Annotated in this window: 22 protein-coding genes; 14 read left to right on the top strand and 8 right to left on the bottom strand. The window is 68.3% G+C overall.

The genetic code is table 11. The features are described 5' to 3' along the window. Nucleotides 1–65: 65 nt before the first annotated feature. The 4 genes from HNR09_RS01030 to HNR09_RS01015 form a co-directional block, all read right to left on the bottom strand. Entirely contained in the window at nucleotides 66–581 is a 516-nt protein-coding gene (locus tag HNR09_RS01030) for an O-acetyl-ADP-ribose deacetylase (RefSeq protein ID WP_179540355.1), read from the bottom strand. A gap of 18 nt (nucleotides 582–599) precedes the next feature. Beyond that, nucleotides 600–1,226, bottom strand: a complete 627-nt coding sequence (locus tag HNR09_RS01025) for a YitT family protein (RefSeq protein ID WP_179540354.1) — start codon at nucleotides 1,224–1,226, stop codon at nucleotides 600–602. Between the two features lie 401 nt (nucleotides 1,227–1,627). Beyond that, the gene (locus HNR09_RS01020) at nucleotides 1,628–3,229 is read right to left on the bottom strand and encodes an ABC-F family ATP-binding cassette domain-containing protein (protein ID WP_179540353.1); all 1,602 of its coding nucleotides are present in this window, start codon (nucleotides 3,227–3,229) and stop codon (nucleotides 1,628–1,630) included. A gap of 216 nt (nucleotides 3,230–3,445) precedes the next feature. Further along, entirely contained in the window at nucleotides 3,446–4,027 is a 582-nt protein-coding gene (locus HNR09_RS01015; protein ID WP_179540352.1) for a GNAT family N-acetyltransferase, read from the bottom strand. 41 nt (nucleotides 4,028–4,068) lie between these two features. Here HNR09_RS01015 and HNR09_RS01010 point away from each other — a divergent pair, with 41 nt between their 5' ends. Together HNR09_RS01010 and HNR09_RS01005 are read left to right on the top strand one after the other, a co-directional pair. Beyond that, nucleotides 4,069–4,620 carry an SRPBCC family protein gene (locus tag HNR09_RS01010; RefSeq protein ID WP_179540351.1) on the top strand — a complete coding sequence of 184 codons (552 nt, stop codon included), beginning with the start codon at nucleotides 4,069–4,071 and terminating at the stop codon, nucleotides 4,618–4,620. Next, entirely contained in the window at nucleotides 4,617–5,066 is a 450-nt protein-coding gene (locus HNR09_RS01005; RefSeq protein WP_322479933.1) for an NUDIX domain-containing protein, read from the top strand. The genes HNR09_RS01010 and HNR09_RS01005 overlap by 4 nt, the downstream gene beginning before the upstream one ends. A gap of 191 nt (nucleotides 5,067–5,257) precedes the next feature. On the opposite strand, the gene HNR09_RS01000 is transcribed toward HNR09_RS01005, so the two are convergent. The 3 genes from HNR09_RS01000 to bla all read right to left on the bottom strand — a co-directional run bounded on the left by HNR09_RS01000 (nucleotide 5,258) and on the right by bla (nucleotide 8,155). Beyond that, on the bottom strand, nucleotides 5,258–5,836 hold the full coding sequence (locus tag HNR09_RS01000) for an OmpA family protein (RefSeq protein WP_179540350.1): 579 nt from the start codon (nucleotides 5,834–5,836) through the stop codon (nucleotides 5,258–5,260). A 2-nt stretch (nucleotides 5,837–5,838) separates the two neighbouring features. Then, on the bottom strand, nucleotides 5,839–6,645 hold the full coding sequence (locus tag HNR09_RS00995; protein WP_179540349.1) for a hypothetical protein: 807 nt from the start codon (nucleotides 6,643–6,645) through the stop codon (nucleotides 5,839–5,841). A 598-nt stretch (nucleotides 6,646–7,243) separates the two neighbouring features. After that, nucleotides 7,244–8,155, bottom strand: coding sequence for a class A beta-lactamase (gene bla, locus HNR09_RS00990; protein WP_179540348.1), 912 nt, complete (start codon nucleotides 8,153–8,155; stop codon nucleotides 7,244–7,246). Between the two features lie 129 nt (nucleotides 8,156–8,284). On the opposite strand from bla, the gene HNR09_RS00985 reads away from it, so the two are divergent. The 4 genes from HNR09_RS00985 (at nucleotide 8,285) to pheT (ending at nucleotide 14,323) form a co-directional block, all read left to right on the top strand. Beyond that, nucleotides 8,285–9,190 carry a LysR family transcriptional regulator gene (locus tag HNR09_RS00985; protein WP_179540347.1) on the top strand — a complete coding sequence of 302 codons (906 nt, stop codon included), beginning with the start codon at nucleotides 8,285–8,287 and terminating at the stop codon, nucleotides 9,188–9,190. A gap of 34 nt (nucleotides 9,191–9,224) precedes the next feature. Then, entirely contained in the window at nucleotides 9,225–10,169 is a 945-nt protein-coding gene (locus HNR09_RS00980; RefSeq protein WP_218881855.1) for a serine hydrolase, read from the top strand. Between the two features lie 508 nt (nucleotides 10,170–10,677). Further along, entirely contained in the window at nucleotides 10,678–11,781 is a 1,104-nt protein-coding gene (gene pheS / locus HNR09_RS00975) for a phenylalanine--tRNA ligase subunit alpha (protein ID WP_179540346.1), read from the top strand. Nucleotides 11,782–11,785: 4 nt separating this feature from the next. Next, nucleotides 11,786–14,323, top strand: a complete 2,538-nt coding sequence (pheT, locus tag HNR09_RS00970; protein ID WP_179540345.1) for a phenylalanine--tRNA ligase subunit beta — start codon at nucleotides 11,786–11,788, stop codon at nucleotides 14,321–14,323. Between the two features lie 93 nt (nucleotides 14,324–14,416). Here pheT and HNR09_RS00965 read toward each other — a convergent pair whose 3' ends face one another. Next, nucleotides 14,417–15,424, bottom strand: a complete 1,008-nt coding sequence (locus HNR09_RS00965; RefSeq protein WP_179540344.1) for a quinone oxidoreductase family protein — start codon at nucleotides 15,422–15,424, stop codon at nucleotides 14,417–14,419. Between the two features lie 105 nt (nucleotides 15,425–15,529). Between HNR09_RS00965 and argC the strand changes: the two genes are divergently transcribed. The 8 genes from argC to xdhB all read left to right on the top strand — a co-directional run bounded on the left by argC (nucleotide 15,530) and on the right by xdhB (nucleotide 25,398). Then, nucleotides 15,530–16,561, top strand: coding sequence for an N-acetyl-gamma-glutamyl-phosphate reductase (gene argC / locus HNR09_RS00960; RefSeq protein ID WP_179540343.1), 1,032 nt, complete (start codon nucleotides 15,530–15,532; stop codon nucleotides 16,559–16,561). Continuing rightward, complete coding sequence (argJ, locus tag HNR09_RS00955; protein WP_179540342.1) at nucleotides 16,558–17,724, top strand: bifunctional glutamate N-acetyltransferase/amino-acid acetyltransferase ArgJ; 1,167 nt, start codon at nucleotides 16,558–16,560, stop codon at nucleotides 17,722–17,724. The genes argC and argJ overlap by 4 nt, the downstream gene beginning before the upstream one ends. Nucleotides 17,725–17,733: 9 nt before the next feature. Next, nucleotides 17,734–18,678, top strand: a complete 945-nt coding sequence (gene argB, locus HNR09_RS00950; protein WP_343047396.1) for an acetylglutamate kinase — start codon at nucleotides 17,734–17,736, stop codon at nucleotides 18,676–18,678. Then, complete coding sequence (locus tag HNR09_RS00945; RefSeq protein ID WP_179540341.1) at nucleotides 18,678–19,967, top strand: acetylornithine transaminase; 1,290 nt, start codon at nucleotides 18,678–18,680, stop codon at nucleotides 19,965–19,967. The genes argB and HNR09_RS00945 overlap by 1 nt, the downstream gene beginning before the upstream one ends. After that, nucleotides 19,964–20,956, top strand: a complete 993-nt coding sequence (gene argF / locus HNR09_RS00940) for an ornithine carbamoyltransferase (RefSeq protein ID WP_179540340.1) — start codon at nucleotides 19,964–19,966, stop codon at nucleotides 20,954–20,956. Before HNR09_RS00945 ends, argF begins: the two co-directional genes overlap by 4 nt. After that, entirely contained in the window at nucleotides 20,953–21,483 is a 531-nt protein-coding gene (locus tag HNR09_RS00935) for an arginine repressor (protein ID WP_179540339.1), read from the top strand. Before argF ends, HNR09_RS00935 begins: the two co-directional genes overlap by 4 nt. 73 nt (nucleotides 21,484–21,556) lie before the next feature. Beyond that, nucleotides 21,557–23,068, top strand: a complete 1,512-nt coding sequence (locus tag HNR09_RS00930; RefSeq protein ID WP_179540338.1) for a xanthine dehydrogenase small subunit — start codon at nucleotides 21,557–21,559, stop codon at nucleotides 23,066–23,068. Continuing rightward, nucleotides 23,065–25,398, top strand: a complete 2,334-nt coding sequence (gene xdhB / locus HNR09_RS00925; RefSeq protein ID WP_179540337.1) for a xanthine dehydrogenase molybdopterin binding subunit — start codon at nucleotides 23,065–23,067, stop codon at nucleotides 25,396–25,398. The genes HNR09_RS00930 and xdhB overlap by 4 nt, the downstream gene beginning before the upstream one ends. Nucleotides 25,399–25,400: the final 2 nt, after the last annotated feature.

Genomic DNA, 25,400 nt, shown 5'->3' with positions numbered 1-25,400 from the left:
GTGGTGGCGGTGTCTACGGTGTTCCCCATCTGCTCCGGCAGGGACCAGACCGTGTGATCGAAGAGTCATAGCATTCGACGTCGGAAAACCGCCGCGACCGCTTCGGAGAAGAGGACGAATCTGACCTCGTCCAAGGGTTCCCAGCGTGAGGACTCGTCGGTGAGCACCTGGTGGGCCGCCGCGGCGACGTCGTCGGCGTCCCAGCCGTAGACGCCGGCCCCGATGGCAGGGAAGGCCACGCGTCGCACGCCCAGTCTGACAGCCTCGGCCAGGGACTCTCTGAAGCAGGAGGCGAGCACATCGGGATCGGTCTGACCCGCCCGGCGGTTCGGCCCGACGGTGTGGATGACGTGATCAGCCGGGAGGCGGCCCGCCGGAGTGGAGGCGGCGCGGCCCGGTGGCAGTCCCTCGGGCCAGTCTCGGGCTCGCAGTTCTCGGCAGTGCTCCAAGAGCTCCTCACCGGCGGCGCGATGGATAGCGCCGTCCACCCCGCCCCCGCCGAGCAGAGAGGAGTTCGCCGCATTGACGATGGCATCAACGTCCTGGATGGTGATGTCGCCTTCGACGATGGTGATCCGCATGGACGACAGCCTAGGGGGTCAGGCGCGGTATCGTTCCGGGCGGTGGTTGAAGGCCAGCACGATGTTGAGCACGATGGCGCCGAGCGCGGACAGAGCTACCTGGGCCGGGGCCATCACGGTGAGCGCCAGCAGGATCACGCACAGGTCCATGGCCATCTGTACATATCCGGCACGGAGCCCCGCCCGCTCCTGGAGGATCAGCGCCACGATGTTGAAGCCGCCGAGACTCGCGCCGTGGCGGAATAGGATGAGCAGGCCGACACCGGCGAGGAGATTCCCGGCGACCACTGCGTAGATGGGGTGCAGCTCAGGCAGTGGGATGAAACGCTCATGCACCAGGGAGAACCCGGAGACCATCGCCACTGCGAGTGCGGTGCGGAGGGTGAATCTCCATCCCTTCTTCCAGATCGCCAGGACGAAGAATGGGATGTTCACGAGCATGAAGAGCCCAGCGAAACTCAACGGCGTCGCATACGTGAGCAGCAGGGAGAGCCCGGCTGTTCCGCCGGTGACCGCCTGCGAGGCATGCAGCAGGTGGAGGCCGAAGGAGGCCAGGAACGTGCCGGTCAGCATGCCCAGGAGGTCCTCCGCGGGGGAGTGCGGGAAGCGGACGTCTGGCAGTGGCTGCAGGGAGTCGGCGGGCATGGAGCGATTCTACGGTCGCTGGCGATGGTGCCGATCATGACAGTGCCGCCCGTCACAGCTGAGCGTGGGGCTCAGCGACGGGCGGCACGCCGTGGGTGTGCGTGGAGGCTCAGAGCCCCAGGCCGGTCAGCAGGTCGAGGAGCGTGTCGGTCAGCCCTCCGACGATGTCCAGAACAGTTCCAAGCAGACCAGAGACCATGGTGCGGCACCTTTCATCAGGGATCATTTCTGTGGAGGTCGCCGCCGATGCAGCGACCGCTCCATCATGGCAAAACTGCTTAAGCTAAGTGATTCAATAATGTTTCTGTTGTGTTAATGATGAGTCGACTTCCTGCAAGAACGGAATCATGGCGAAGGCGACCCCTCGTCGGCAGGTCGACGGTGAACTCAGGTGCCGCGGCTCAGGCATCGGGTGGCTCCTTCGTGCCGGTGAGGGCGATGCGGCGGTCCAGGTCGAGCTGGTCGAGAAAGTGCTCGTCGTGGCTGACCACCAGCAGTGCGCCGTGATGGGCCTGCAGGGATTGGATCAGGTGCCGCACGCTGGCGAAGTCCAGGTTGTTGGTGGGTTCATCGAGGATCAGCAGCTGCGGCGCCGGTTCGGCCAGCAACATGCTGGCCAGCGTGGCCCGCCAGCGTTCGCCTCCGGAGAGGCTGCCGGCCGGCTGGTGGACGGCGTCGCCCCGCAGCAGGAACAGGGCCAGTTGGTGGCGGATCCGGGTCGGGTCCGTCTCCGGAGCCGCCCGCTGCACGTTCTCCAGCACGCTCAGCGCCGGGTCGAGCACGTGGAGGTTCTGCGGCAGCAGCCGGTGAGGCACCAGGATCTCCGCCTCCCCGGACAGGGCTGGTTGTTGTCCGGTGAGGCAGCGCAGCAGGGACGTCTTCCCCACGCCGTTGGGGCCGGTGAGGGCCACCCGCTCGGGGCCGCGCATCGCCAGTTCCAGGGCCGTGGAGCCATGGGGCGCACGGAGTCCTCGGGCACGCAGCACGTCCCGCTGGGCGGGCACTGCGGTATCGGGCAGGTCGATGCGGATCTCGGCATCATGGCGCACACGCCGTTCGGCCTCCTGCAGGTGTTCGCGGGCGTCCTCGAGTCGGCCTTCGTGCATGGTCCGCAGGCGTCCTGCGGACTCTTCGGCTCGTCGCCGGTACGCATGGGCCACGATGGGAGGCAGGCTGTCCGCCTTCTTGCGACCTTGGCGGTCCCGGCGTGCCTGTTTCACGTGCTGGGTGACGAGATCCCGCTGCTGACGTCTGGCATCAGAACGGGCTGTGGCCACCGCCTGGGCGGCAGCCTCCTGCTCCGCGGCGACCACGTCTTCGTAGAAGGACAGTCCGCCCCCGAACCAACGGACCCCGCCGTCGCGGACCTCCCCGATCGCGTCGAGCCTCTCCAGGAGCGTGCGGTCGTGGCTGACCACCAGCAGCGTCCCGGGGAAGGTCGCGACGACGTCGTGGACCCGGCTCCGGGTCTGTGCGTCGAGGTTGTTCGTCGGTTCGTCGAGCAGCAGGACATCGGGTCGCCGCAGGAGCAGGCCGGTGAGGCTGAGCAGCATCAGCTCCCCACCGGAGAGCGTCCCGGACGGACGGTCGAGGTCGATGCCCTCCAGTCCGACGCGGGCGAGTGAGGCGGTCAGCCGTTCGTCGAGGTCCCAGTCGTCGCCGACGGTCTCGAAGTCCTCGACGGCGACGGAGCCTGCCTCGATGCGGCGGAGCGCGGTGAACGTGTCAGCGACCCCGAGCAGCTCGGCCACGGGGCGGTGCGGATCCGGTGCGGGGTCCTGCGGCAGGCTGGCGAGCTCGCCCACCACGTGGGCGGTGCCCGACGTGGATCTCAGCTCCCCGGCGATCAGCCCCAGCAGGGTCGTTTTACCGGAGCCGTTGTCGCCGACGATGCCATGCCGGCCCGGGCCGAGGCTGAAGGTGACGCCGTCCAGGACGGATGTGCCGTCGGCATGGCGGAAGATGAGGTCGGTGCAGGTGACGGCACCGGTGGGATGCAACATGTGTGGTCTCCAGAGGACGCAGGGGTGGGGATGCGTGGAGACGCTGCACAGTGAAGTGGCGGTCGAGTCAGCGGGCTGTTCTGTGAAGTGCTGATCCGTCAGAGAGCACAGTGGCCACGCCGCACGACGGCGGCTGGACTGCGCAGGTCTCAGACGTCAGGACTTCACCGGTCACCTCGTGGTCGACGACAGGGCCATCAATAGCGTAGCCGCGGATCAGTCTTGCGACCAGGCCCGATACTCCGGCTCCAGCAGACCCATGGAGATCTCGTCATGGAATCGGCCCCCGTGCAGGACGGCTTCGCGGCGGCGCCCCTCGACGCAGAACCCGAGCTTGTCGTAGAGGCGCTTCGCACGATCGTTGAAGGAGAAGACCTTCAACTCGACTTTCCTGGCACCCATCTCATCGAAGGCCAGGCGCAGCATGAGGCTGACGGCCTCTTCGCCGAGTCCTTGCCCTTGGGCCGGGGGACCGAGCACGATCCCCAGCGTCGCGATCCGGGCGGGGACGGTGAGGCTGTGCAGAGAGACGTGACCGGCCACTTCGCCGTCGTGGGCGCGGGTCACGGTGTAGCCGACGGCGCCCGGAGAGTCGTTCCGCGACCACGTGGTGAAGAGTTCCTCCACCTGTGCGCGGGGCTGCTGGACGATCCGGGGCTGTTGGAACAGGGCGACATCAGGCTGATTCCACCATTCAGCGAGGATCGGAAGGTCCTCAGCAACGGTGGCGCGCAGTGCCGCTACCTCTCCCCTCAGCAAGCCTGCGGCCCAGGTCCTCAGCTCGTCAAAATCTCCCATGGGCCGACACCTTACCGATCGCTTCGCGTACTCTGGATCCCATGAGCGCAGAACAGCGTGCTGACAGAGACGGCGGAGTCCCCGGGGCGCCACGTGAGTGTGCCGCCTATGGGGAGAACGGTGCCGAGGACCTGGCCTACGATCCAGACCACTGCGGGCGCGTCGTGACCGCCCACGACGTCATCGACGCTCCTGCCTCCGCGATCTTCGAACTCATCGCCGACCCGGCACGGCAGGCCGAGTGGGACGGCAACAGCAACCTCTCCCACGCTGAGCGGGACCAGCGTGTCACCGGGGTGGGTGACGTCTTCCGCATGACGCTCACCAACGGCAAGACGCGGGAGAACCACGTGGTGGAGTTCCTCGAAGGTGAGCTCGTCGCCTGGAAGCCCGCCACCATGGGGGAGCCGCCGGCCGGACACCTCTGGCGCTGGTCGCTTGCCACGCTGCCGTCGGGCGCAGTGGAGGTGACGCACACCTATGACTGGTCGCAGCTCACCGACCCGGCCCGCGTCGAGCGAGCCCGCAGCACCTCGGCGGACATGCTCGCCGCGTCGATCAGTCGGCTGAAGACGCTGGCCGAGTCAGTGTGAGATCGGCGCTTCAGGTCAAGACCATCGTCGCGGCGGCACTGATCCGTCGCCCCGATCGCGGCCCCGCTGAGATGCTGGTCGCCCGACGGACCCAGCCGGAGCCGGTCAGGCGCCTGTGGGAGTTCCCGGGCGGCAAGCTGGAGCCGGGGGAGGGCCCGGTGGAGGCCGTGCATCGTGAGATCGCTGAGGAGCTCGGCATTCGAGTGGCCCTCGGCGAAGAGGTCGACGGACAGGACGAGGCATACCTGCCGGATCTGGGGTGGAGGCTCACCGGCACGGCCGTGATGCGCCTGTACCTGGGTGAGATCCTTGAAGGTGAGCCCTGGCCGCTGCAGGACCATGATCGGTTGGACTGGGCGCCGTTGACTGCCGGCCTGCTCGATCGCCCCTGGATTCCGGCGGACCGGCCCATCGTGGAAGAGCTGCTGCGACGCGTCATCAGCTGATGGTGACCGGGCAGCGGAGACGGAGAGGTTGACAGTCTCCGGGACCAGATCAAGAGAGCTGCTTTTCCTGCCGTCCAGCCAGCTTTCGGCGTCTCAACGCGCGGCGCACGGAGGCCGACTCCAGCAACGATGTGCTGAACAGACGCTCTCCCGGAGAGGTGATCTCGAGGCAAGCCGCCACCCGTACCCCCTCAGCTGTAGCGGATCTCTACTCGGCGGTTGTCGGCGTAGGTGCTGGGGTCGTCTGGGTCTTCGGTGACCGCGGGTTCGGAGGCGCCGAAGCCCTCCACGTCCAAGCTGAGGTCGGACCGCCCTTCCTCGAGCACCTCGGCCACCGCCTGCGCACGGTTCTCTGAGAGCTCCTGGTTGTCGAAGCCGTATCGAGCCTCATCCACCGGGCGTGAGTCTGTGTGGCCCTGTACCTCTACCGAGGCTCCCTCGGGGATCTCCTCGATGAGCTCAGTGATCCGCGCGCTGGCCCTGTTCGTCAGCTCCCACGCATTGGAGGCGAAGAGGAGGTCGGTCTCGAGGACGACGACGTCATCCTCGTCCTCGTTCTGCCCCAAATCGATGATGTTGTCTGTGACGTCCCAGACATGGATCGACGCATCGAGGTCCCCTTGTGAAACTCCGCCCTCGGGCTCGGGCGGAGGCTCGTGGTCGTCCATCTGCGCCGCAGCTGCCGGCAAGGAGCTGACAGATAGCAGGCCGGTGACGGCCCAGGCGGTCAGGAGGGGCAGGACGCGCAGGCCGGATGTCTGTGCAGTCATCGTCACTCACCATCCTCGACATCGGAATGCTCATTCCCGTCCCAGTCGATCTCCACGTCCTCGAACTCCACTGCGCCGGGGACGACTGTGACGGCGATGGTTTCGATATCATCCACCGGCGCTGGGTAATAGGCCCAATAGGGTGCGGTCTGGCCACTCTCGTACTGAACTCCTGAGTTGGTGGAATCCGTCGCCCATCGGTTGTGACTGTCGCCGATCACGGTGTACTGCGTGAGGTTCTCCCGGTCGTTCAGTTCTGGGTAGACAGCAGTTCTGCTGAACATGGTGTAGATGTTCTTGGCGTCGTCGCCGGCGAAATCCCCTGTGAATGAGAGCTCCAGCAGCATCACGTCATCCTCGACACGCAGATCATGGAGGCCGACGTCGATCGTGGAGCTGCTCTCTCCCGGCACCTCGTAGGCAATGGCCTCGATGGCGTCGTCGGGGTCGAGCGGCCCGGCTGATGCGGTGTCGTCCTCTTCGGGGGCGTCCCCATCGCCTTCAGCCGCACCCGTGGGATCAGCATCCAGGTCTTCTTCGTCGACCCCTGCGCCATCCTCATCAGCGGCGCCCTGGGGATCGGCGGTCTCCCCAGCCTCCTCGGCACCTTCGTCGTGGCTCGTCGATTCGTCGTCTTCGAGCTCAAGATCCTCACCGGAAGCGCAGCCAGTGAGGGTCAGAGCCGCCAGGGCGGTCACGCCGAGGCCGGCACGGGGAAGCCAGTCCTGGTCTGAAATACGATTCATGATGCTTACCTTTCGGTATCTGTCATCCCATGCGTGAGACGGTTCCGCCGGGGGTGTCGTCATCTTCGAAGCGAAGCTCGACGCCCATCAGGTGCGTGGCATCCGGACTTTCTGCGCCGGTTCTTCGCCCCCTGGGGTCCGCAATGTACCGAGCCCCAGTCGAGTGTCCTCGAGAGCGTCAGCGTCCATTGTTCCATCATCCATCTTGACGATGTTGTCAGTTCAGTTCTTCGCGTCGACTTCTCAGGCTCGTGATGACTAACCTCGAGGGCCGTCGCTGATTCCGCGGTTCAGGCGACTGACTCGTCGGGGTGACCATCAACGTCGAGACGCGCGGTGCCGGGCGATCTCGTCAGGTGCGGGGAACTTGTGACGCAGCCGGAGTGAGTTGCTGGGGGCTGTAGTTCTTCTTCAGGGGATCCTGCGTCACGCCCCGGCGACAGAACCAGCACATCAAGGATGGAGACCCCGGACATGGGAGACGCTCGCAGAAGCAGTGAGGAGGGCTTCTGCCTGTCTCGAGAAGCAGTTCAGGTGGTCGGTGTATAGCCGCGGGCCATACCGAGAATCGGCGCAGGTTCTTGCGACAGCGTCCTCGCCGAGGCAGGCCGAAGCCAGAACCCACCTCGGCGAGGTTCGTGGGACAGAACGTGGAGCATCGTCAGCGAAGCTGGGAGATGGCCACCTCGGCTGCCTCGGCGATGAGTTGGTCATCGTGTTCGGCGTCCGCTTCATCGCGTGAGGACAGGACCGCCATCACGATCGGATCACCATCGGTAGGCCAGATCACCGCGACGTTGCCGCGACTCGCATAGCCGCCGTTTCCAGATTTGTCCCCGATGGTCCAGTCGGAAGGAAGATTGGCGCGGATGAGAGTGCCGCCGGTTTCACTGTCGATCAACCACTCGCCGAGCTGAGACTTCTCCTCGTCATCCAAGACCGTGCCGAAGAGGTACTCCCGCAGATCGCCTGTGATCGCACGAGCCGTGGTGGTATCCCGGTCATCACCTGGAGTCGCCTCATTGAGATCGGGCTCACGACGTACCACCTCAGTGACGTCATCGCCCAAATCCGCCAGGGCAGCGTCGAGCTGGCCAGGACCGCCGAGCGCATCGAAGAGGAAGTTGGCAGCCGCGTTGTCACTCACCGTCACAGCGGCCTCGGCGATCTCTCCGAGAGTCATCGTCTGACCGACATGGTTCTCGGTGATCGGAGAGTGGGGCACGATGTCCTCTTCCTCGACGGGAATCTCTGTCTCGAGTCCGGCGACGCCGACGTCGTCCAGGACCGCGCCAGCGGCGATCGCCTTGATCGTGGAGGTATAGGCGAACCGCTCATCCTCACGCCAGGTCACTTCTTCACCGGTAGCGGTGTCAACGGCATAGACGCCGAGGGTGGCATCGAAACGCGACTCCAGCTCCTCGAAACTGTCCACGATCGGTGTCTGCTCTGGGGAAGGACTCGCCGACGAGGTGGCGTCGTCGGGTGCGGCGCCAGAACATGCGGCCATCAGAAACGCCACAGGCGCGAACATGCCGAAAGCACTGAGGCGTCGAAGGCTGGGGGAAGTCATGGGGTCTCCTTACGGGTTCAACTGATCAGCGAGATGCGGATCGAGCGATTTTCAGCGTGCAGTACGAGGTCTCATGCCGTCCAAGCACGAAAGCACCATAATGATGCTGAAACGGCATACGATGTGGGTATGGACTTCTTGGCGGCCTGTCGCGCCTTCGTCAGCGTCAGCGATATGGGCAGCTTCACGATCGGTGCTGCCGTGGCCCAGATACCTCAATCAGTTGCCAGTCGACGGGTCGCCGCTCTGGAACGTGAGCTCGGCGCCCGACTGATCGACCGCTCAGGTCGTCGAGCCGCTCCCACCCCTTTCGGCGTCAAGCTGTTGCCCCGAGCCCGGCGGCTGGTCCACCTTGCCGATTCCTTGCGCCGCGACGCCGCACATGCCCGCGAGGCTCCCGTACGATGCGCCGTACCAGCGATCTGCACAGTAAGAGACCTCGCGGAATTGGGGAAGACGAGCAAAGAAGCAGGCGTGGTCTTGGACCTGCACCAGGCAGACCCCGCCGACCGGGCTGAACAACTGCGCACCCACGACGTCGAGGTCGCGCTCATCGCTGTCGCACCGGATCAAGCACGCTGGACTGTGCCGTTGGGGCTGGCCTCGGGCCACGATGAAGGCTCCCGTCCTGTCCATCTCGATACGTTGAGGGCTCGACGCCACAGCCCCGCAGGCGTGGCACGGCGAATCTGGCTGCAGCCCGAGGACGACGTAGCGACGACCCGGGACCGCTTCCTGCGCCTCCGAGACGCAGCCGGATTGGCTCCCTCCCAGGTGCAGCTGGCATCGACCCTGACCGGCGCTGTCACCGAGACTCTCGCCTCGGGGGACCTGGTGATGTGTTCGTCTCGGCAGGCCACTGAGTTCGGGCTTCACTGGCGCGCCATCGCTGTCGGTGCGTTCGAACGCACGTACGCCCTCCGCGGCGTCTCTGGCAGTGACCCCGGGGCACTCGCTGAGTCACTCCGTGAGCCGATCGGCCAGGCGCTGGGGGTCGGCCACGCGAAAACGACGATGGACGGCGTATCTTCATAGTGTGCCTACGAATGCTGACATACCCGCCACGGCTTTGACAGATGACCTGCGCGGCCAGCTCGAACGAGCGGGCCTGAGAGGTTCATACCTCGTCAGAGACCTTTCGACCGGCGAGGAGCTCAGTGTCGAGCCTGATCTGCCGCTGCCCTTGGCCTCCTTGGTGAAAGTGCCGCTAGGGTTGGCAGTTCTGGAGAACATCCGACTCGGGACACTCGATCCTGCCAGCCGACTGCACGTTCGGCCTGGGCGCATCACTACGCCTGGGCCCACAGGGATCACGAGGTTTCAGCACGTCGCCGACATCGCCGTAGAAGATGCGCTCTCGCTGGCGGTCTCGCTCAGCGACAATGCTGCGGCCGACGCACTGTTCGGGTTGGTCACCCCTCCTGACGTGATGACTGCCCTCAGGCGATGGGACATGTGCTCGATCACTGTGCGAGAGGGCCTCTCCCCGCTTACTCGCACACCCGCCGAGGTGCTTTCGCCAGAGGACGCTGATTTGGCTCATGCCTTGGCGATTGAGAAGCGCACTGAAGGAGGTGGTCACCGACTTGAGCAGTTCGACGTCGACCGCACGAATGTGGGTTCGGCGCGGGGGCTGGTGGACATGCTCGACACGGTCTGGACAGCCCTCTCGCCGGCAGGTTCCCCGTCGTCACGAGGCCCCTCATCGCTTGACCCCTGGGTTGCGGGTCGTATGCGAGATCTCATGGGCGCGAACGTCCATCGTCACCGTCTCACGCCAGATTTCGCCTCCGATGCGAGTCGCTGGTCGTCGAAGACCGGCACGCAGTTGAACCTTCGTCACGAGATCGGCGTGGTGGAGCATGCCGATGGTGCAGCGGTGGCGATCGCCGCGCTGACAGAGTCCCGAGTGACCGCCGCTGCGCAGCCCGGGGCCGAGGCAGTGATGGCAGGCGTTGCTCGCCAGCTCCATGACTACGTGCGATCTCTCGCAGGTCCTCACCCAGCCCGATGACCCAGCCCTGGCATGGCTGTCGAGCTCGACCCCTGGCTGATGGAGCTGCCGTGATGGACCCATGCGGGCCGGGCTTGGGCGCCCTGCCCAGCTCATCCTCGGAGCGACCGTGTGCCCCCTTGATGTGGTGGGGCATCTGCGTGGAGTCGAGCTCCAGACGCTGCGCCATCCGCTGAGACGTGGGCCTCTGCTCGCGAGGTGTCCACGCGGCCCCGCACCTCTGGCGCGTCGAGGATGGAGGATCCAGACATGGGAGACGCGCGCAGAAGCAGTGAGGAGGGCTTCTGCGCGCGTCGCGCTTCCCATCGCGCCCTGTCATTAGAACACGTATTCTAGGGGTCCTGCAAGCCTTCCTGGTCCAGTGTCGAATGTGTATTCGAATCGAGAAGTCTGTGAGAAAACTGTCAGAACACTGGTTCGAGGGCTGGTCGCGACTCGACTCGGCAACGCCATCGCGAACCGCATAAACTGAGCGGGTTCGCCCCCACCCGCTGACAGTTGGAGAAGCATGTCCAGCACTGACACCAGCCCGGAGACCCGGGAGCAGGAGGCTGCGTCCGGCGTCGTCGACGGCGCCGTCCCGCACCCGCTCGACGAGGCCGCCGTCGAAGTCTGCGTCCAGAACGCCCTCGCGGCCTTCGACCAGGCTTCCGACCTCGAGCAGCTCAAGGAGGTCCGGCTCGCGCACAGCGGTGAGAAGGCCCCCATCGCGCTGGCGAACCGGAAGATCAAGGACCTCCCGAAGGAGGACAAGAAGGCGGCCGGCAAGCTGCTCGGCGGTGCCCGCGGCCGGATCCAGAAGGCGCTCGTGGCACGCACCGAGGTGCTGGAGGCCGAACAAGCCGAGCGGATCCTCGTGGAGGAGACCGTCGACGTCACCGCCGCGTCCCGCCGCCGTCCTGCCGGCGCGCGTCACCCGCTGACCGTCCTGCAGGAACGGGTCAGCGACGTGTTCGTGGGCATGGGCTGGGAGATCGCCGAGGGGCCCGAGGTCGAGTCGGAGTGGTTCAACTTCGATGCCCTCAACTTCGATCCGGACCACCCGGCGCGCGAGATGCAGGACACCTTCTTCGTGGAGCCCAAGGATTCGCATCTGGTGCTGCGCACCCACACCTCGCCGGTGCAGGTGCGCTCGCTGCTGGAGCGTGAGCTGCCGGTCTACGTGCTCTGCCCCGGGAAGACGTTCCGCACCGATGAGCTCGACGCCACCCATACCCCCGTGTTCCACCAGTTCGAGGGCCTCGCCGTGGACAAGGGCCTGACCATGGCCGACCTGCGCGGCACCCTGGAGCATTTCGCCCGGCAGATGTTCGGCCCCGAGGCCGCCATCCGCCTGCGCCCCTCCTTCTTCCCGTTCACCGAGCCTAGTGCCGAGATGGACATCTGGCATCCGGGGGCCAAGGGCGGCCCGCAGTGGATCGAGTGGGGCGGCTGCGGCATGGTCCACCCGAACGTGCTGCGCGCCGCCGGAGTGGACCCGGAGGTCCATACCGGGTTCGCCTTCGGCATGGGCGTGGAGCGCACGCTCATGTTCCGGAACGACGTCTCCGACATGCGCGACATGATCGAGGGCGACGTCCGCTTCAGCCAGCACTTCGGAATGGAGGTCTGAGGACATGCGCATCCCCCTGTCATGGCTTCGTGAACACACCCAGCTCCCGGCGGACGCCACGCCCGAGGACCTCATGGCGGACTTGGTCCGCGTCGGTCTCGAGGAGGAGGACGTCCACCGTCCCTCCGACGAGATCACCGGCCCGATCGTCGTCGGCGAGGTCCTGGAGAAGACCCCGGAGCCGCAGAGCAACGGCAAGACCATCAACTGGTGTCAGGTCCGCGTGGTCCCCGAGGGCCAGGAGCAGACCCTCACCGGTGAGGGCATCTCGCCCGACGGCATCCAGGGCGTGGTCTGCGGGGCGCACAACTTCGAGGTCGGGGACAAGGTCGTGGTGACCCTGCCCGGTGCGGTGCTGCCCGGGGACTTCCGGATCAGCGCCCGGAAGACCTACGGCCACGTCTCCGCCGGCATGATCTCCTCGGTCCGGGAGCTCGGCATCGGGGAGGACCACGACGGCATCCTCGTGCTCTCCACCCTGAATCTGGACCCGGAGATCGGCGCCGACGCCCTCGAGCTGCTCGGCCTGACCGACGCGGCGGCGGAGATCAACGTGACTCCGGACCGTGGCTACGCGTTCTCCATCCGCGGGGTGGCTCGCGAGTATGCCCACGCCACCGGGACTCCCTTCAGTGATCCCGCCGCGCAGATCAGCACCGACGACGCCGCCCGGCCCGGCCTTGAGGTCAGCCTCGCCGATCAGGCGCCCATCTATGGGGTCGAGGGCTGCAGCCGCTTCGTCGCACACAAGGTCACTGGGATCAACCCGGAGGCACCCACCCCGCCATGGATGGCAGCCCGGCTGCGCCTGGCCGGGATGCGTCCCATCTCGCTTCCGGTGGACATCTCCAACTACGTGATGCTCGAGCTGGGCCAGCCCAACCACTGCTATGACGCCGCCAAGCTCGACGGCGGCATCGACGTGCGCCGCGCAACAGCGGGGGAGCAGCTCACCACCCTGGACGAGAAGGTCCGCACCCTGCACTCCGAGGACCTGGTCATCGCCGATCAGGGCGGTCCGATCGGCATCGCCGGAGTGATGGGCGGGGCCCGGACCGAGGTGGACAGCACCACCTCCACGGTGATCGTGGAGGCCGCTCATTTCGACCCGATCAGCGTCAGTCGGAGCAAGCGCCGACACAAGCTCCCCTCCGAGGCCTCCAAGCGATTCGAGCGCGGAGTGGACCCGCTGCTTCCGCCACTCGCCGCCCAGCGCGTGGTGGACCTGCTGGTGGAGCTGGCCGGCGGGACCGACGCGGGCGAGGTCACCGATGCGGGCGCCCCGGTGCTGCCGGAGCCGATCCTGCTGGATCCGGCGCTGCCGGAGAAGCTCACCGGTGTGGCGTACACGCCGGAGCAGATCAGCTCCACGCTGCGGGCCATCGGCGCCGAGCTGAGCGAGGAGGGCCAGACGCTGCGCGTCACCCCGCCCAGCTGGCGCCCTGACCTCACCATCGGGGAGGACCTGGTCGAGGAGATCGCCCGGCTGATCGGCTATGACCGGATCCCCTCCCGCCTGCCGGCCGCCCCGGCCGGCCGAGGCCTTTCCCGGGAGCAGCAGCACCGCCGGCAGGTGCTCGGCGGGATGGCGGCCGCCGGGTTCACGGAGACGCTGAGCTACCCCTTCTATTCTGAGGAGGCCAACACACTGTTCGGCCGCCCGGACGACGGGCAGTTGGCGATGCTGCGCCTGGAGAACCCGATCGCGTCCCAGCAGGGCACGCTGCGCACCGCTGTGCTGCCTGGTCTGCTGGACACTCTGCGGCGCAACGTCTCCCGCGGATTCGGCGATCTCGCCCTCTATGAGGCAGGTCTGGTCTATCTGCCGGGTGAGACGGTGGGCGCTCCGTCGATCCCTCCGCTGGGTGCGCGCCCGGGGGAGGAGACCCTCGCCGCGCTCGAGGCCGGCATCCCGCACCAGCCCTGGCACTTGGCCGTAGCGCTGGCCGGCTCCGAGCCTGCCGCCTCCCCGGGACTGCCGGGGCGGGCTCGGGACTGGGCCGACGCCGTCGACGCGGCCCGCACCGCGGCTCGGCTGCTGGGTGTGGAGCTGACCCTGCGGCAGGGACGCCACCAGGCCTTCCACCCGGGCCGGACCGCCGAGCTGGTGGTCTCCGGCGCCGTCGTCGGTTATGCCGGTGAGCTGCATCCGAAGGTCGCCGAGGAGTGGGACCTGCCGGCCCGCACCGCGGCCATGGAGCTGGACCTCTCCGCCGTGCTGGCGGCCGTGCCGGAGAAGATCGTCGCGGAGCCGATCGCGGCGTTCCCGCCGTCCACCCAGGACGTCTCGCTGATCGTGGATGAGGCGCTGCCGGCCGGTGACCTGGAGTCCACGCTCACCGAGGGCGCAGGGGAGCTCCTGGAGGACATCGAGCTCTTCGACGTGTATTCCGGCGAGGGGATCGAGGTCGGCAGGAAGTCGCTGGCCTACGCGCTGCGCTTCCGCGCCGCAGACCGCACCCTCACCGCGGACGAAGCCTCGGAGGCGCGCGGCGCGGCCGTGGCCCTGGCCGCGGAGCGGCACGGCGCCGTCCAGCGCTGACTGTCGCGCACGTCCCGACGACGACGGCCCCTCACCCTGGATCACCAGGGGAGGGGCCGTCGTCGCTCGCAGAAGGGCCCGTCGGGCGTGTGGTCAGGGTGTCAGCAGGAGCTTGCCGGTGGTGCGGCGTGCCTCGAGGTCGTCGTGGGCACGCCCGGCTTCGGAGAGCGGGTAGGTGCCTCCGATGTTCAGCGTCAGGTCCCCGTCGGTGAGCGACTTGAACAGCTCGGAGAACCGCCAGGCGCGCTCCTCGGCGTTGCGCAGGTACCAGTGCAGCGCAGGGCGGGTCACGAAGAGGCCGCCGCGCCGGTTGAGCTCCTGCAGGTCGAGCGGCGGGACCTGGCCGGAGGCGCCGCCGAAGAGCACGAGGGTCCCGCGGACTCCGAGGCTCTCCAGCGAACCGGTGAAGGTGTCCTTGCCGACGCCGTCGTAGACCACCGAGACGCCCTCGCCCTTGGTGATCTCCCGCACCTGGTCGGCGAAGGTGTCGTAGGTCAGCACATAGTCGGCGCCTGCGGCCTGGGCGATCTCCGCCTTCTCCGATGTGGAGGTGGTGGTGATGACCCGAGCACCCTTGGCCTTGAGCAGTTGGGTGAGGATCTGGCCCACCCCGCCGGCGCCGGCGTGGGTGAGTACGGTCTCTCCGGGGGCCACGCGGTAGGTCGAGTTGATCAGGTAGTGGGCGGTGGCTCCCTGCAGGGGCAGTGCCGCCGCCTGCTCGTCGGAGACGTCGTCGGGCACGGTGACCGCCTTGGCGGCGTCCACCAGGAAGTGGCTGGCGTAGGTGCCGGTAGCGGCCTCGGTGGTGGTCACCCGTTGGCCGATCTGCGGGCCTTCAGTGCCGTCGCCCTGGGCGATGACGGTGCCGGCGCCCTCGGTGCCGGGGACGAAGGGATACTCCACGGGGTAGACCCCGCTGCGCTGGTAGGTCTCGATGAAGTTCACCCCGGCAGCGCGCGTCTCGACCAGCACCTGGCCCGGGCCAGGCTCGGGCAAGGGGGTCTCGACCGTCGTGAACACTTCAGGTCCGCCGGCCTGGTCAGCGCGCGTGACACGTGCGGCGCCGGGCAGGTCCTCGGGGAAGACGTTCTTTTCGTTCATGCGGTCAGACTATCGAAGTCCCCTGGACATGAAGAACGCAGCGTCCGACGACCAGCGATGCATAAATATTGATCAAGCTGCATACATGTGCGTAGACTGGTGGTTATGAGCTACTCGATCGCCGTCTCCGGCGCCTCCGGCTATGCAGGCGGTGAAGTCCTGCGCCTGCTCGCGGGCCACCCCGAGGTCGAGGTCGGTGCGGTCACCGCGCACTCCTCGGCCGGCGAGCTCCTGGGCTCGGTGCAGCCCCATCTGCATCCGCTCGCGGAGAAGACCATCCTGGAGACCACCGCGGAGAACCTCGCGGGCCACGACGTCGTCTTCCTCGCCCTGCCGCATGGAGCCAGCGGTGAGATCGCCGCCCAGCTCGCCGATGACGTGTTGGTGATCGACGCCGCCGCGGACCATCGCCTGGAGTCGGCCGGGGCCTGGGAGGCGTTCTACGGCTCCGAGCATCAGGGGACTTGGCCCTATGGGCTTCCTGAGCTGCCCGGTCAGCGCGAGAGGCTCGCCGGTGCCCGGCGTATCGCCGTGCCCGGCTGCTATCCCACGACGATCCTCCTGGGTCTGGCCCCAGCCTTCGCCGCCGGTCTGGTCGAGCCGACCGACGTCGTCATCGTCGCCGCCACCGGTACCTCCGGGGCTGGAAAGTCGCTCAGACCCCACCTGCTGGGCTCCGAGACGATGGGTGGGATGAGCCCCTACGGCGTGGGCGGAATCCACCGTCACACCCCGGAGATCGAGCAGGGCCTGGGCGGGATCGCCGGCACCGAGGTGCAGATCTCCTTCACTCCCACCTTGGCTCCGATGGCGCGCGGCATCCTGGCCACCTCCACCGCACGGCTGGCCGAGGGGACCACAGCCGGCCAGCTGCGGGAGGCCTACGCAGCCCGTTACGAGGCCGAACCCTTCGTTCACCTGCTGCCCGAGGGCCAGTGGCCGGCCACCAAACACGTCGTCGGCTCCAACCACGTCACCGTGCAGCTGGCCGTCGACGAGCGTGCCGGGCGAGTCATCGTGGTCTCCGCCAGCGACAACCTCACCAAGGGCACCGCCGGCGGTGCCGTCCAGTCCATGAACATCGCCCTGGGTCTCGAGGAGACCACCGGGCTGAACCTGTTGGGAGTCTCCCCATGAGCGTCACCGCAGCCGCAGGATTCACCGCCGCCGGGGTCACCTCCGGGCTGAAGTCGGCGGGCCGCGACCTCGCCCTGGTGGTCAACGTCGGCCCGCTGCGGCATGCGGCCGCCGTGTTCACCAGCAACCGGGTCGCCGCCGCACCGGTGCTCTGGTCTCGTCAGGCGATCAGCGACGGCCGGGCCGACGCCGTCGTGCTCAACTCCGGAGGCGCCAACGCCTGCACCGGCCCGGAGGGCTTCGCCGACACTCACCACACCGCCGAGCGTGTGGCCGAAGCCCTCGACCTCTCTGCCCAGGACGTCCTGGTCTGCTCCACCGGCCTGATCGGGGAGCGGCTGGACATGGGTGCCCTGCTGCCCGGGGTGGACGCCGCCGTGGCCGTCCTGGCCGATGACGACGACGCCGCCTCGTCCGCCGCTGACGCCATCCGGACCACCGACAGCGTCTCCAAGACCGCGCAGGCCGCCGGGGCCGGCTTCGTGGTCGGAGGCATGGCCAAGGGCGCCGGCATGCTGGCCCCGGGCATGGCGACCATGCTCTCGGTCATCACCACCGACGCGGTCATCTCCCAGCAGGATCTGGACTCCGCCCTGCGCGAGGCGGTGCGGGTGAGCTTCGACCGTGCCGACTCCGACGGCTGCATGTCCACCAACGACACCGTCATCGCGATGGCCTCCGGGGCGCATCCGCAGGCACATGAGTCCGGGGTCGATCTGCACGAGTTCCAGGCCGCGCTGACGGAGGTCTGCCGAGACCTCGCCGCTCAGCTGATCGCCGACGCCGAGGGCGCGGCCCACGAGATCGCCATCACCACGGTGAACGCCGCCAGCGAGGAGGACGCCGAGACCGCCGGACGCTCGGTGGCGCGGTCCAACCTGTTCAAGACGGCGATCTTCGGCCAGGACCCCAACTGGGGCCGCATCCTCTCGGCGGTGGGCACCACCGACGTCGCCTTCGACCCTGCCACGATCGACGTGGCGGTCAACGGAGTGTGGATCTGCCGCGGCGGCGGCATCGGCGAGGATCGTGCAGGGGTGGACCTGACCGGCCGGACGGTGCAGGTCACCATCGATCTCAAGTCCGGAGACTCCGAGGCCACCATCCTCACCAATGACCTCACCCACGACTACGTGCACGAGAACAGCGCCTACTCCACCTGAGGGGAACCAGTGACCGAGAAGATCACCAGCCTGCAGCCCCGTGAGCGGGACCCGCGGGCAGACGCCGGTGCGAAGGCCGCCACACTGATCGAGGCGCTGCCCTGGATGCAGAAGTTCGTCGGGGAGACCATCGTCATCAAGTACGGCGGCAACGCGATGGTCGACGAGGACCTCCGCCGCGCCTTCGCCGAGGACGTGGTCTTCCTGCGGCACGTCGGGGTCAACCCGGTGGTGGTCCACGGGGGCGGCCCGCAGATCAACGCCATGCTGGAGACCGTCGGGGTGCAGTCGGAGTTCCGCGCCGGCTACCGGGTCACCACCCCGGAGGCCATGGACGTGGTCCGCATGGTCCTCACCGGGCAGGTCGGCCGCCAGCTCATCGGGCTGATCAACAGCCATGGCCCTTACGCTGTAGGACTCTCCGGGGAGGACGCCGCCCTGCTGCGTGCCCGCCGCAAGACAGCTGTGATCGACGGGCAGGAGATCGACCTCGGGCTCGTCGGAGAGGTCACCGGGGTCAACCCTGCCGCCGTGGAGGACCTCCTGGCCGCCAAGCGCATCCCGGTCATCTCCACGATCGCCCCGGAGTTCGACGACGCCGGCCAGCCCACCGGAGAGGTGCTCAACGTCAACGCCGACCTCGCAGCGGCCGCCGTCGCCTCAGCGCTCGGGGCGGCGAAGCTGGTGATGCTCACCGACGTCGAAGGGCTCTACGCCGACTGGCCGGATCGTTCCTCGCTGATCTCCTCGCTCAGCGTCTCGGACCTGCGGAGAATGCTGCCCGACCTGCAGTCCGGGATGATCCCGAAGATGACCGCCGCGCTGACCGCCGTCGAGGACGGGGTGCCGCGGGCCCATATCGTCGACGGCCGAGAGCCGCACTCGATGCTGCTGGAGATCGTCACCGCCGAGGGAGTCGGCACGCAGGTCGTGCCGGACAGGGAGGACGTCTGATGGCTGAGCCGACCTCGGGGGAGCTGACCCCCGACGCGCTGACCCCCGACGCGCTGACCTCTGACGTGCTGGCCGAGTCGCAGGCCGGAGAGGCCCTGCTCGGACGGTACCGAGACTCGCTGCTGGGTGTCTTCGGCACCCCGCAGCGGGTCCTGGTCCGGGGCTCGGGGGCCACCGTCTGGGATGCCGAGGGTCGGGAGTACCTGGACCTGCTGGCGGGAATCGCCGTCAACGCGCTGGGCCATGCCCATCCGCTGGTGACCTCCGTGGTGGCCAGTCAGTCGGCCACCCTGGGGCACATCTCCAACTTCTTCACCAGCCCCACGCAGATCGCCCTGGCAGAGAAGCTGCTGCAGCTCTCCGAGGCCCCGGAGGGCTCCAAGGTCTTCTTCACCAACTCCGGCACGGAGTCCAATGAAGCGGCCTTCAAGCTCGCCCGGCGTCATGGCGGCACAGACCGTCCGCGGATCATCGCGCTGCAGGACGGCTTCCATGGGCGATCCATGGGGGCGCTGGCGCTGACCTGGAAGCCTGCCCACCGTGAGCCCTTCGAGCCGCTGCCCGGAGGCGTCGAATGGGTGCCGGCCGGGGACGTGGCGGCGCTGCGCGCCGCGGTGGACGAGACCGTCGCCGCCGTCGTCGTGGAGCCCATCCAGGGTGAGGCCGGAGTCCGTGGCATGCCCGAGGGGTACCTGCAGGCCGTCCGCGAGATCACCCGGGAGGCCGGGGCGCTGATGATCGTCGACGAGGTGCAGACCGGAGTGGGTCGGACCGGCGCCTGGTTCGCCTCCACCGGGGTGGAGCCGGACGCGATGACTCTGGCCAAGGGGCTGGGCGGCGGATTCCCGATCGGCGCGCTGATCACCTGCGGCGAGGCGGTCAGCGAACTGCTCTCCGCCGGACAGCATGGCACCACCTTCGGTGGGAATCCGGTCGCCACCGCGGCCGCGCTGGCCACGATCCATGCCCTGGAGTCCGGCGGTGTCCTGGAGAATGTGCGTCGTGTCGGGGCAGCCACCGCCGATGCCCTGGCGGCACGGGCGGAGGTCACCGAGGTGCGCGCCCATGGCCTGCTCATCGGCTTCGACGTCGACGACGCCGGCCTCCCCGGCTCCGCACCGTTGGCTCCCGCGATAGTCGCCCAGGCGCTGGAGGCCGGCTTCATCATCAACGCACCGGGCCCGCGCACCCTGCGGCTGGCCCCGCCGCTGACCATCACCGAGGACCAGATGATGCGCTTCGTGGAGGCCCTGCCGGGCATCCACCGCGCCGCGAAGGAGAATACATGACCCGCCACCTGCTCGCTGACCTGGATCTGAGCCCCGAGGAGCTGGACCGGGTGCTGACCCTCGCGGCAGCGATGAAGGCCGCCCCGTACGCGGTCAGGCCGCTGGCCGGTCCGCAGACCGCCGCGGTGTTCTTCGACAAGACCTCCACCCGCACCCGGGTGTCCTTCGCCGCCGGGATCTCCGCGCTGGGCGGGGCGCCGCTGATCGTGAACCCCGGAGAGTCGCAGCTGGGCCACAAGGAGTCCATCGCGGACACGGCGAACGTGCTGGACCGGATGGTCTCGCTGATCGTCTGGCGCACCTACGCCCAGTCGGGGCTCGAGGAGATGGCCGAGCACAGCCGCGTGCCGGTGATCAACGCGCTCTCCGACGACTACCACCCCTGCCAGCTGCTGGCCGATCTGCTCACCGTCCGTGAGCATCTGGGCGAGCTGACGGGCCGTTCGCTGGCCTACCTGGGGGATGCGGCCAACAACATGGCCAACTCCTATCTGCTGGCCGGGGTCAATGCCGGCATGGATGTGCGCATCGCCGGCCCGCAGGATCATCTGCCGGAGGAGCGGATCGTCGCGGCCGCTCAGGAGCGGGCCGGACTCACCGGCGGTTCGGTGACCATCACCACCGAGGCAGCCCTGGCACTGGAGGGGGCCGACGTCGTCGCCACCGACACCTGGGTCTCCATGGGGCAGGAGGACGAGAAGGAGCAGCGGATGCGGCTCTTCGGCGACTACCGGGTGGACGCCGCGGCGATGGCCCGCGCGGCCGAGGGTGCGATCGTGCTGCACTGCCTGCCGGCCTATCGGGGGGTGGAGATCGGTGCGGAGGTCATCGACGGCCCGCAGTCCGTGGTCTGGGACGAGGCTGAGAACCGGCTCCATGCGCAGAAGGCGCTGATGGCCTGGCTGCTGGTCGAGTCCGGCCTCGCCGATGACGCCACGGTCGCCCAGGTGCGTGCCGGCGAGCAGGGTGAGGAGATCCCTCGACGATGAGCTCGCACACCACCCCGACCACCAAGACCGCCCGTCACGCGAAGATCCGCGAGCTGATCACCCGCGGCGCCCTCCGGTCCCAGGCCGAGCTGGTCGAGCAGCTGGCTGAGGAGGGCGTGCGGGTCACGCAGGGCACGCTGTCCCGGGATCTGGTGGAGATCGGCGCGGCGCGGGTCCGAGGCGCCGACGGCGCGCTGATCTACGCGGTGCCGGGGGAGGGCCACGAGCGGGAGCTGCAGTCGGACCAGACCGAGGCCACCACTCTGGCCCGGCTGGTGGCGCTCTGCCGGGACCTGCTGGTCTCGGCGGAGGCCAGTGCGAACCTGGTCATCCTGCGCACCCCTCCGGGTGCCGCGCAGTTCCTGGCCAGCGCGGTGGACCACGCCGGGCTCAAGGAGATCCTGGGCACGATCGCCGGGGACGACACCATCATGCTGGTCACCACCGGAGCTGACGGCGGCGCGGAGGCCGCCGCGCGGTTCCGCGGTTTCGCCGAAGGTGAGACCGACCTCCAGGAATCCGCATGACGGAGTGAGGCTCCCGCAATGCCTCCTCCTGTGTGATGCTGGACGCATCGTGCATGCAGCAGAGGAGGATGGCATGGCGGGGTCATGGCAGATCAGGGTGAACGGACGGGACGAGGCTGCTGACGAGATCGTCCCTCGTGTGAACCTCCTGGACTGGCTGCGGAGCCGTGGGCTGACCGGCGCCAAGGAAGGCTGCGCCGAGGGAGAGTGCGGAGCCTGCGCGGTGCTGGTGGCGCGGCCGGACGGGCCGCAGCGCTCACGCTGGACGGCCGTCAACGCCTGCCTGCCGCCTGCGGCGGCCTTCGTGGGTCACGAGGTGATCACCGCCGAAGGGCTCGCCGGTGCCTCCGCCCCTGATGCCGCCCTGGAGAAGACCCTGGACGAGCTGCACCCGGTGCAGCAGGAGATGGCTCGGCGCGGAGGGTCCCAGTGCGGCTACTGCACTCCTGGCTTCGTCTGCGCCATGGCGGCGGAGTATTACCGGGCCGACCGGGCGCCCAGCCCTGTGGCCGGCACTGCGTCCGATGCCGCGGCCGACTGTCCGTCGGACCACGGGGCGAACGGATTCGACCTGCACGCGCTCAGCGGCAACCTCTGCCGCTGCACCGGGTATCGTCCCATCCGCGACGCCGCCTATGCCCTCGGTGCCGCGCCGGCGAAGGACCCGCTCCTCCGTCGACAGGATCGCCCGGCTCCTGCTCCGCAGCCCACTGTGCTCACGGCCGAGGGTGCAGAGTTCCGGCGGCCCGCCACCTGGCACGAGACGCTGGAGCGGCTCGCCGAGGAGCCCGGGACGGTCCTCGTGGCCGGAGCGACCGATCTCGGCGTCGAGCGCAACATCCGGCACTCCCGGCCGCCGAAGCTGATGGCGATCGACCATCTGGAGGAGCTGCGCCATATCACCAGGGACGATGATGTCATCGACATCGGGGCGGGCGCGACGCTCTCGGAGATCGAGCGCGCCCTGGCCGGACAGGTCCCGCTGTTGAGCGAGCTCCTCCCGCAGTTCGCCTCCCGGCTCATCCGCAACACCGCGACCCTGGGAGGCAATCTGGGGACAGCCTCGCCGATCGGCGATTCCGCCCCGACGCTGCTGGCCTTGGACGCCGTGGTCGTGCTGGCCTCCGCCGAAGGGGAGCGCCACGTGGCGCTGGAAGAGTTCTTCACCGGGTACCGCCAGACCGTCTTGAGGGAGGGCGAGCTGATCCGCAGCATCAGGATCCCGCTGCCGCTGCTGGGACGCAGCGCCTTCCACAAGATCGCCAAGCGTCGCTTCGACGACATCTCGTCGGTCGCGGTCGCCATCGCGCTGCAGGTCGCTGACGGCATCATCACCGAGGCACGTATAGGACTCGGTGGAGTCGCGGCCACGCCGCTGCGTGCCGCAGCCACCGAGCAGGCGCTCCGCGGCAGGCCGTGGTCGGAGCAGACCATCCACGAGGCGGCGGCGACCATGGCGGCAGAGGGCACTCCCCTGGACGATCTTCGAGCCAGCGCGCGATACCGGGCCGCGATGCTCCACCAGGCCCTGCCCTGTTTCCACGCCGCTGTGGAGGCGGCAGCCCACCAGGAGGTGTCCCCATGAGCGGGGTCGGAGCACCAGAGTCACATGAGAGTGCGGCGCTGCATGCCACAGGAGCTGCCCTGTACACCGACGACCTCGCCGCCCGAGACCCTCGAGCGCTGCACGCCTGGCCGGTGCAGTCCCTCCACGCCCACGCCCGGGTCGTGGCGATGGACACCAGCCGGGCGCGCAGCAGCGCCGGCGTCGTCGAGGTGCTCACCGCCGAGGACGTGCCCGGGACCAACGATGCCGGCGTCAAGAAGGACGAGCCGCTCTTCCCCGCGGAGGTCATGTACTACGGCCATGCGGTGTGCTGGGTCCTCGGCGAGACCGAGGAGGCCGCGCGGCTGGGCGCCGAGGCCGTGCAGATCGACTACGTGCCGCTGCCCTCCCTGGTGACGCTCGACGAGGCCATCGCGGCAGGCAGCTTCCAGGGGCGTCAGCCGGTGCTCAGCCGCGGTGATGCCGCCGCGGCGCTGGAGAGCGCGCCCCACCGCTTCAGCGGTCACCTCGAGTGCGGCGGGCAGGACCACTTCTACCTGGAGACCCACGCCTCCTTCGCCGCCGTCGATGAAGCGGGGCAGGTGATGGTGCATTCCTCGACTCAGCACCCCAGCGAGACCCAGGAGATCGTCGCCCAGGTGCTGGGTCTGCCCTCCCACGAGGTCATCGTCCAGTCGCTGAGGATGGGCGGGGCCTTCGGCGGCAAGGAGATGCAGCCGCACGGTCTCGCAGCGGTGGCAGCGCTCGGAGCAGTCCGCACCGGCCGCCCGGTGCGACTGCGGCTCAACCGCACCCAGGACATGACGATGACGGGCAAGCGGCATCCGTTCGCCGCCGACTGGGAGGTCAGCTTCGACGAGCAGGGGCATCTGCTGGGCCTGAGAGCAGTGGTCACCGCCGACGGCGGCTGGGCGCTGGATCTGTCGGAGCCGGTGCTGTCTCGGGCGCTGTGCCACATGGACAACGCCTACCTCATTCCCGCGGTGGAGGTCCTGGGCCGGATAGCCAAGACGCACAAGACCTCGCAGACGGCCTTCCGGGGATTCGGCGGGCCACAGGGCATGCTGGTCATCGAGGACATCCTCGGGCGCTGCGCACCTCGACTGGGGATTCAGCCTGACGAGCTGCGCCGTCGCAACCTCTACCGGCCCGGAGACTTCACGCCCTACGGGCAGCCGGTCCGCCACGCTGAGCGGATCGGCGACATCTGGGAGCAGCTGGGCCAGCGTGCTGAAGTCTCCCGCAGGCACCAGGAGATCGCCGAGTTCAACGTCTCGCACCGGCATGTCAAGCGGGGGATGGCGGTGACACCGGTGAAGTTCGGCATCTCCTTCAACTTCACCGCGTTCAACCAGGCTGGGGCGCTGGTCCACGTGTACAAGGACGGCTCGGTGCTGATCAACCATGGCGGCACCGAGATGGGCCAGGGGCTGCACACGAAGATGCGTCAGGTCGCCGCCACCGCGCTCGGCGTCCCGCTCCACCAGGTGCGCCTGGCCCCGACCCGGACCGATAAGGTGCCCAACACCTCGGCGACGGCGGCCAGCTCCGGGGCGGACCTCAACGGCGGCGCGATCAAGAACGCCTGCGAGCAGATCCGCGGCCGGCTGGCCGAGGTGGCCTCTCGCCGCCTGGGCGTCCACTGCCACGACGTGCGCTTCGAAGCGGGCCAGGTGCGCGGGCTGGGCCAGGAGGGGGCCCTCGAGTTCGCCGAGGTGGTCAGGCACGCCTACCTGCAGCGCGTTCAGCTCTTCGCAGCCGGTTACTACCGCACCGAGGGGATCCACTGGGACGCGGCACGGATGCAGGGGGAGCCGTTCAAGTACTTCGCCTACGGGGCCGCTGTCAGCGAGGTCGAGGTCGATGGCTTCACCGGGGCCTATCGGCTGCTCCGGACTGACATCCTCCACGATGTGGGAGATTCACTCTCGCCGATGATCGATGTGGGGCAGATCGAGGGAGGCTTCGTTCAGGGGGCCGGCTGGCTGACGCTGGAGGACTTCCGCTGGGACACCTCCGAGACGGAACGTCGTGGCCGGGTGCTCTCCCAGTCGGCGAGCACCTATAAGCTGCCGAGCTTCTCCGAGATGCCTGAGGAGTTCACCGTGCATCTCTATGAACGGGCCACCGAGCCCGGCGTGGTCTACGGCTCCAAAGCGGTGGGGGAGCCGCCCCTCATGCTGGCATTCAGCGTCCGGGAGGCGCTGCGTGCCGCCGCGGGGGCCTTCGGCCCGGGAGGGGTCGAGGTGCAGCTCCCCAGCCCCGCCACTCCCGAGGCCGTGTTCTGGGCGGTGCAGGCGGCCCGGACCGTCGCAGCGGCAGAGACCCCGGTGCCGGCGAGCGGATGACC

Origin of the sequence: Nesterenkonia xinjiangensis, from assembly GCF_013410745.1 — a bacterium.
In the GTDB taxonomy this organism is placed as follows: domain Bacteria; phylum Actinomycetota; class Actinomycetes; order Actinomycetales; family Micrococcaceae; genus Nesterenkonia; species Nesterenkonia xinjiangensis.
Note: the sequence above shows the minus strand (reverse complement) of the source record. Positions and strands in the feature narration are given on the sequence as shown.

Bases quoted from the DNA above. Each gene is read 5' to 3' on its own strand.
- HNR09_RS00935 (WP_179540339.1), top strand. From the start codon at position 20,953: ATGAGCTCGCACACCACCCCGACCACCAAGACCGCCCGTCACGCGAAG.
- xdhB (WP_179540337.1), top strand. From the start codon at position 23,065: ATGAGCGGGGTCGGAGCACCAGAGTCACATGAGAGTGCGGCGCTGCAT.
- HNR09_RS00985 (WP_179540347.1), top strand. From the start codon at position 8,285: ATGGACTTCTTGGCGGCCTGTCGCGCCTTCGTCAGCGTCAGCGATATG.
- HNR09_RS00965 (WP_179540344.1), bottom strand. From the start codon at position 15,424: ATGAACGAAAAGAACGTCTTCCCCGAGGACCTGCCCGGCGCCGCACGT.
- HNR09_RS01025 (WP_179540354.1), bottom strand. From the start codon at position 1,226: ATGCCCGCCGACTCCCTGCAGCCACTGCCAGACGTCCGCTTCCCGCAC.
- HNR09_RS00945 (WP_179540341.1), top strand. From the start codon at position 18,678: ATGGCTGAGCCGACCTCGGGGGAGCTGACCCCCGACGCGCTGACCCCC.
- HNR09_RS01030 (WP_179540355.1), bottom strand. From the start codon at position 581: ATGCGGATCACCATCGTCGAAGGCGACATCACCATCCAGGACGTTGAT.
- HNR09_RS00930 (WP_179540338.1), top strand. From the start codon at position 21,557: ATGGCGGGGTCATGGCAGATCAGGGTGAACGGACGGGACGAGGCTGCT.
- HNR09_RS00995 (WP_179540349.1), bottom strand. From the start codon at position 6,645: ATGACGACACCCCCGGCGGAACCGTCTCACGCATGGGATGACAGATAC.
- HNR09_RS01020 (WP_179540353.1), bottom strand. From the start codon at position 3,229: ATGTTGCATCCCACCGGTGCCGTCACCTGCACCGACCTCATCTTCCGC.
- argF (WP_179540340.1), top strand. From the start codon at position 19,964: ATGACCCGCCACCTGCTCGCTGACCTGGATCTGAGCCCCGAGGAGCTG.
- HNR09_RS01000 (WP_179540350.1), bottom strand. From the start codon at position 5,836: ATGACTGCACAGACATCCGGCCTGCGCGTCCTGCCCCTCCTGACCGCC.
- HNR09_RS01010 (WP_179540351.1), top strand. From the start codon at position 4,069: ATGAGCGCAGAACAGCGTGCTGACAGAGACGGCGGAGTCCCCGGGGCG.
- HNR09_RS01015 (WP_179540352.1), bottom strand. From the start codon at position 4,027: ATGGGAGATTTTGACGAGCTGAGGACCTGGGCCGCAGGCTTGCTGAGG.
- argJ (WP_179540342.1), top strand. From the start codon at position 16,558: ATGAGCGTCACCGCAGCCGCAGGATTCACCGCCGCCGGGGTCACCTCC.
- pheT (WP_179540345.1), top strand. From the start codon at position 11,786: ATGCGCATCCCCCTGTCATGGCTTCGTGAACACACCCAGCTCCCGGCG.
- argC (WP_179540343.1), top strand. From the start codon at position 15,530: ATGAGCTACTCGATCGCCGTCTCCGGCGCCTCCGGCTATGCAGGCGGT.
- bla (WP_179540348.1), bottom strand. From the start codon at position 8,155: ATGACTTCCCCCAGCCTTCGACGCCTCAGTGCTTTCGGCATGTTCGCG.
- pheS (WP_179540346.1), top strand. From the start codon at position 10,678: ATGTCCAGCACTGACACCAGCCCGGAGACCCGGGAGCAGGAGGCTGCG.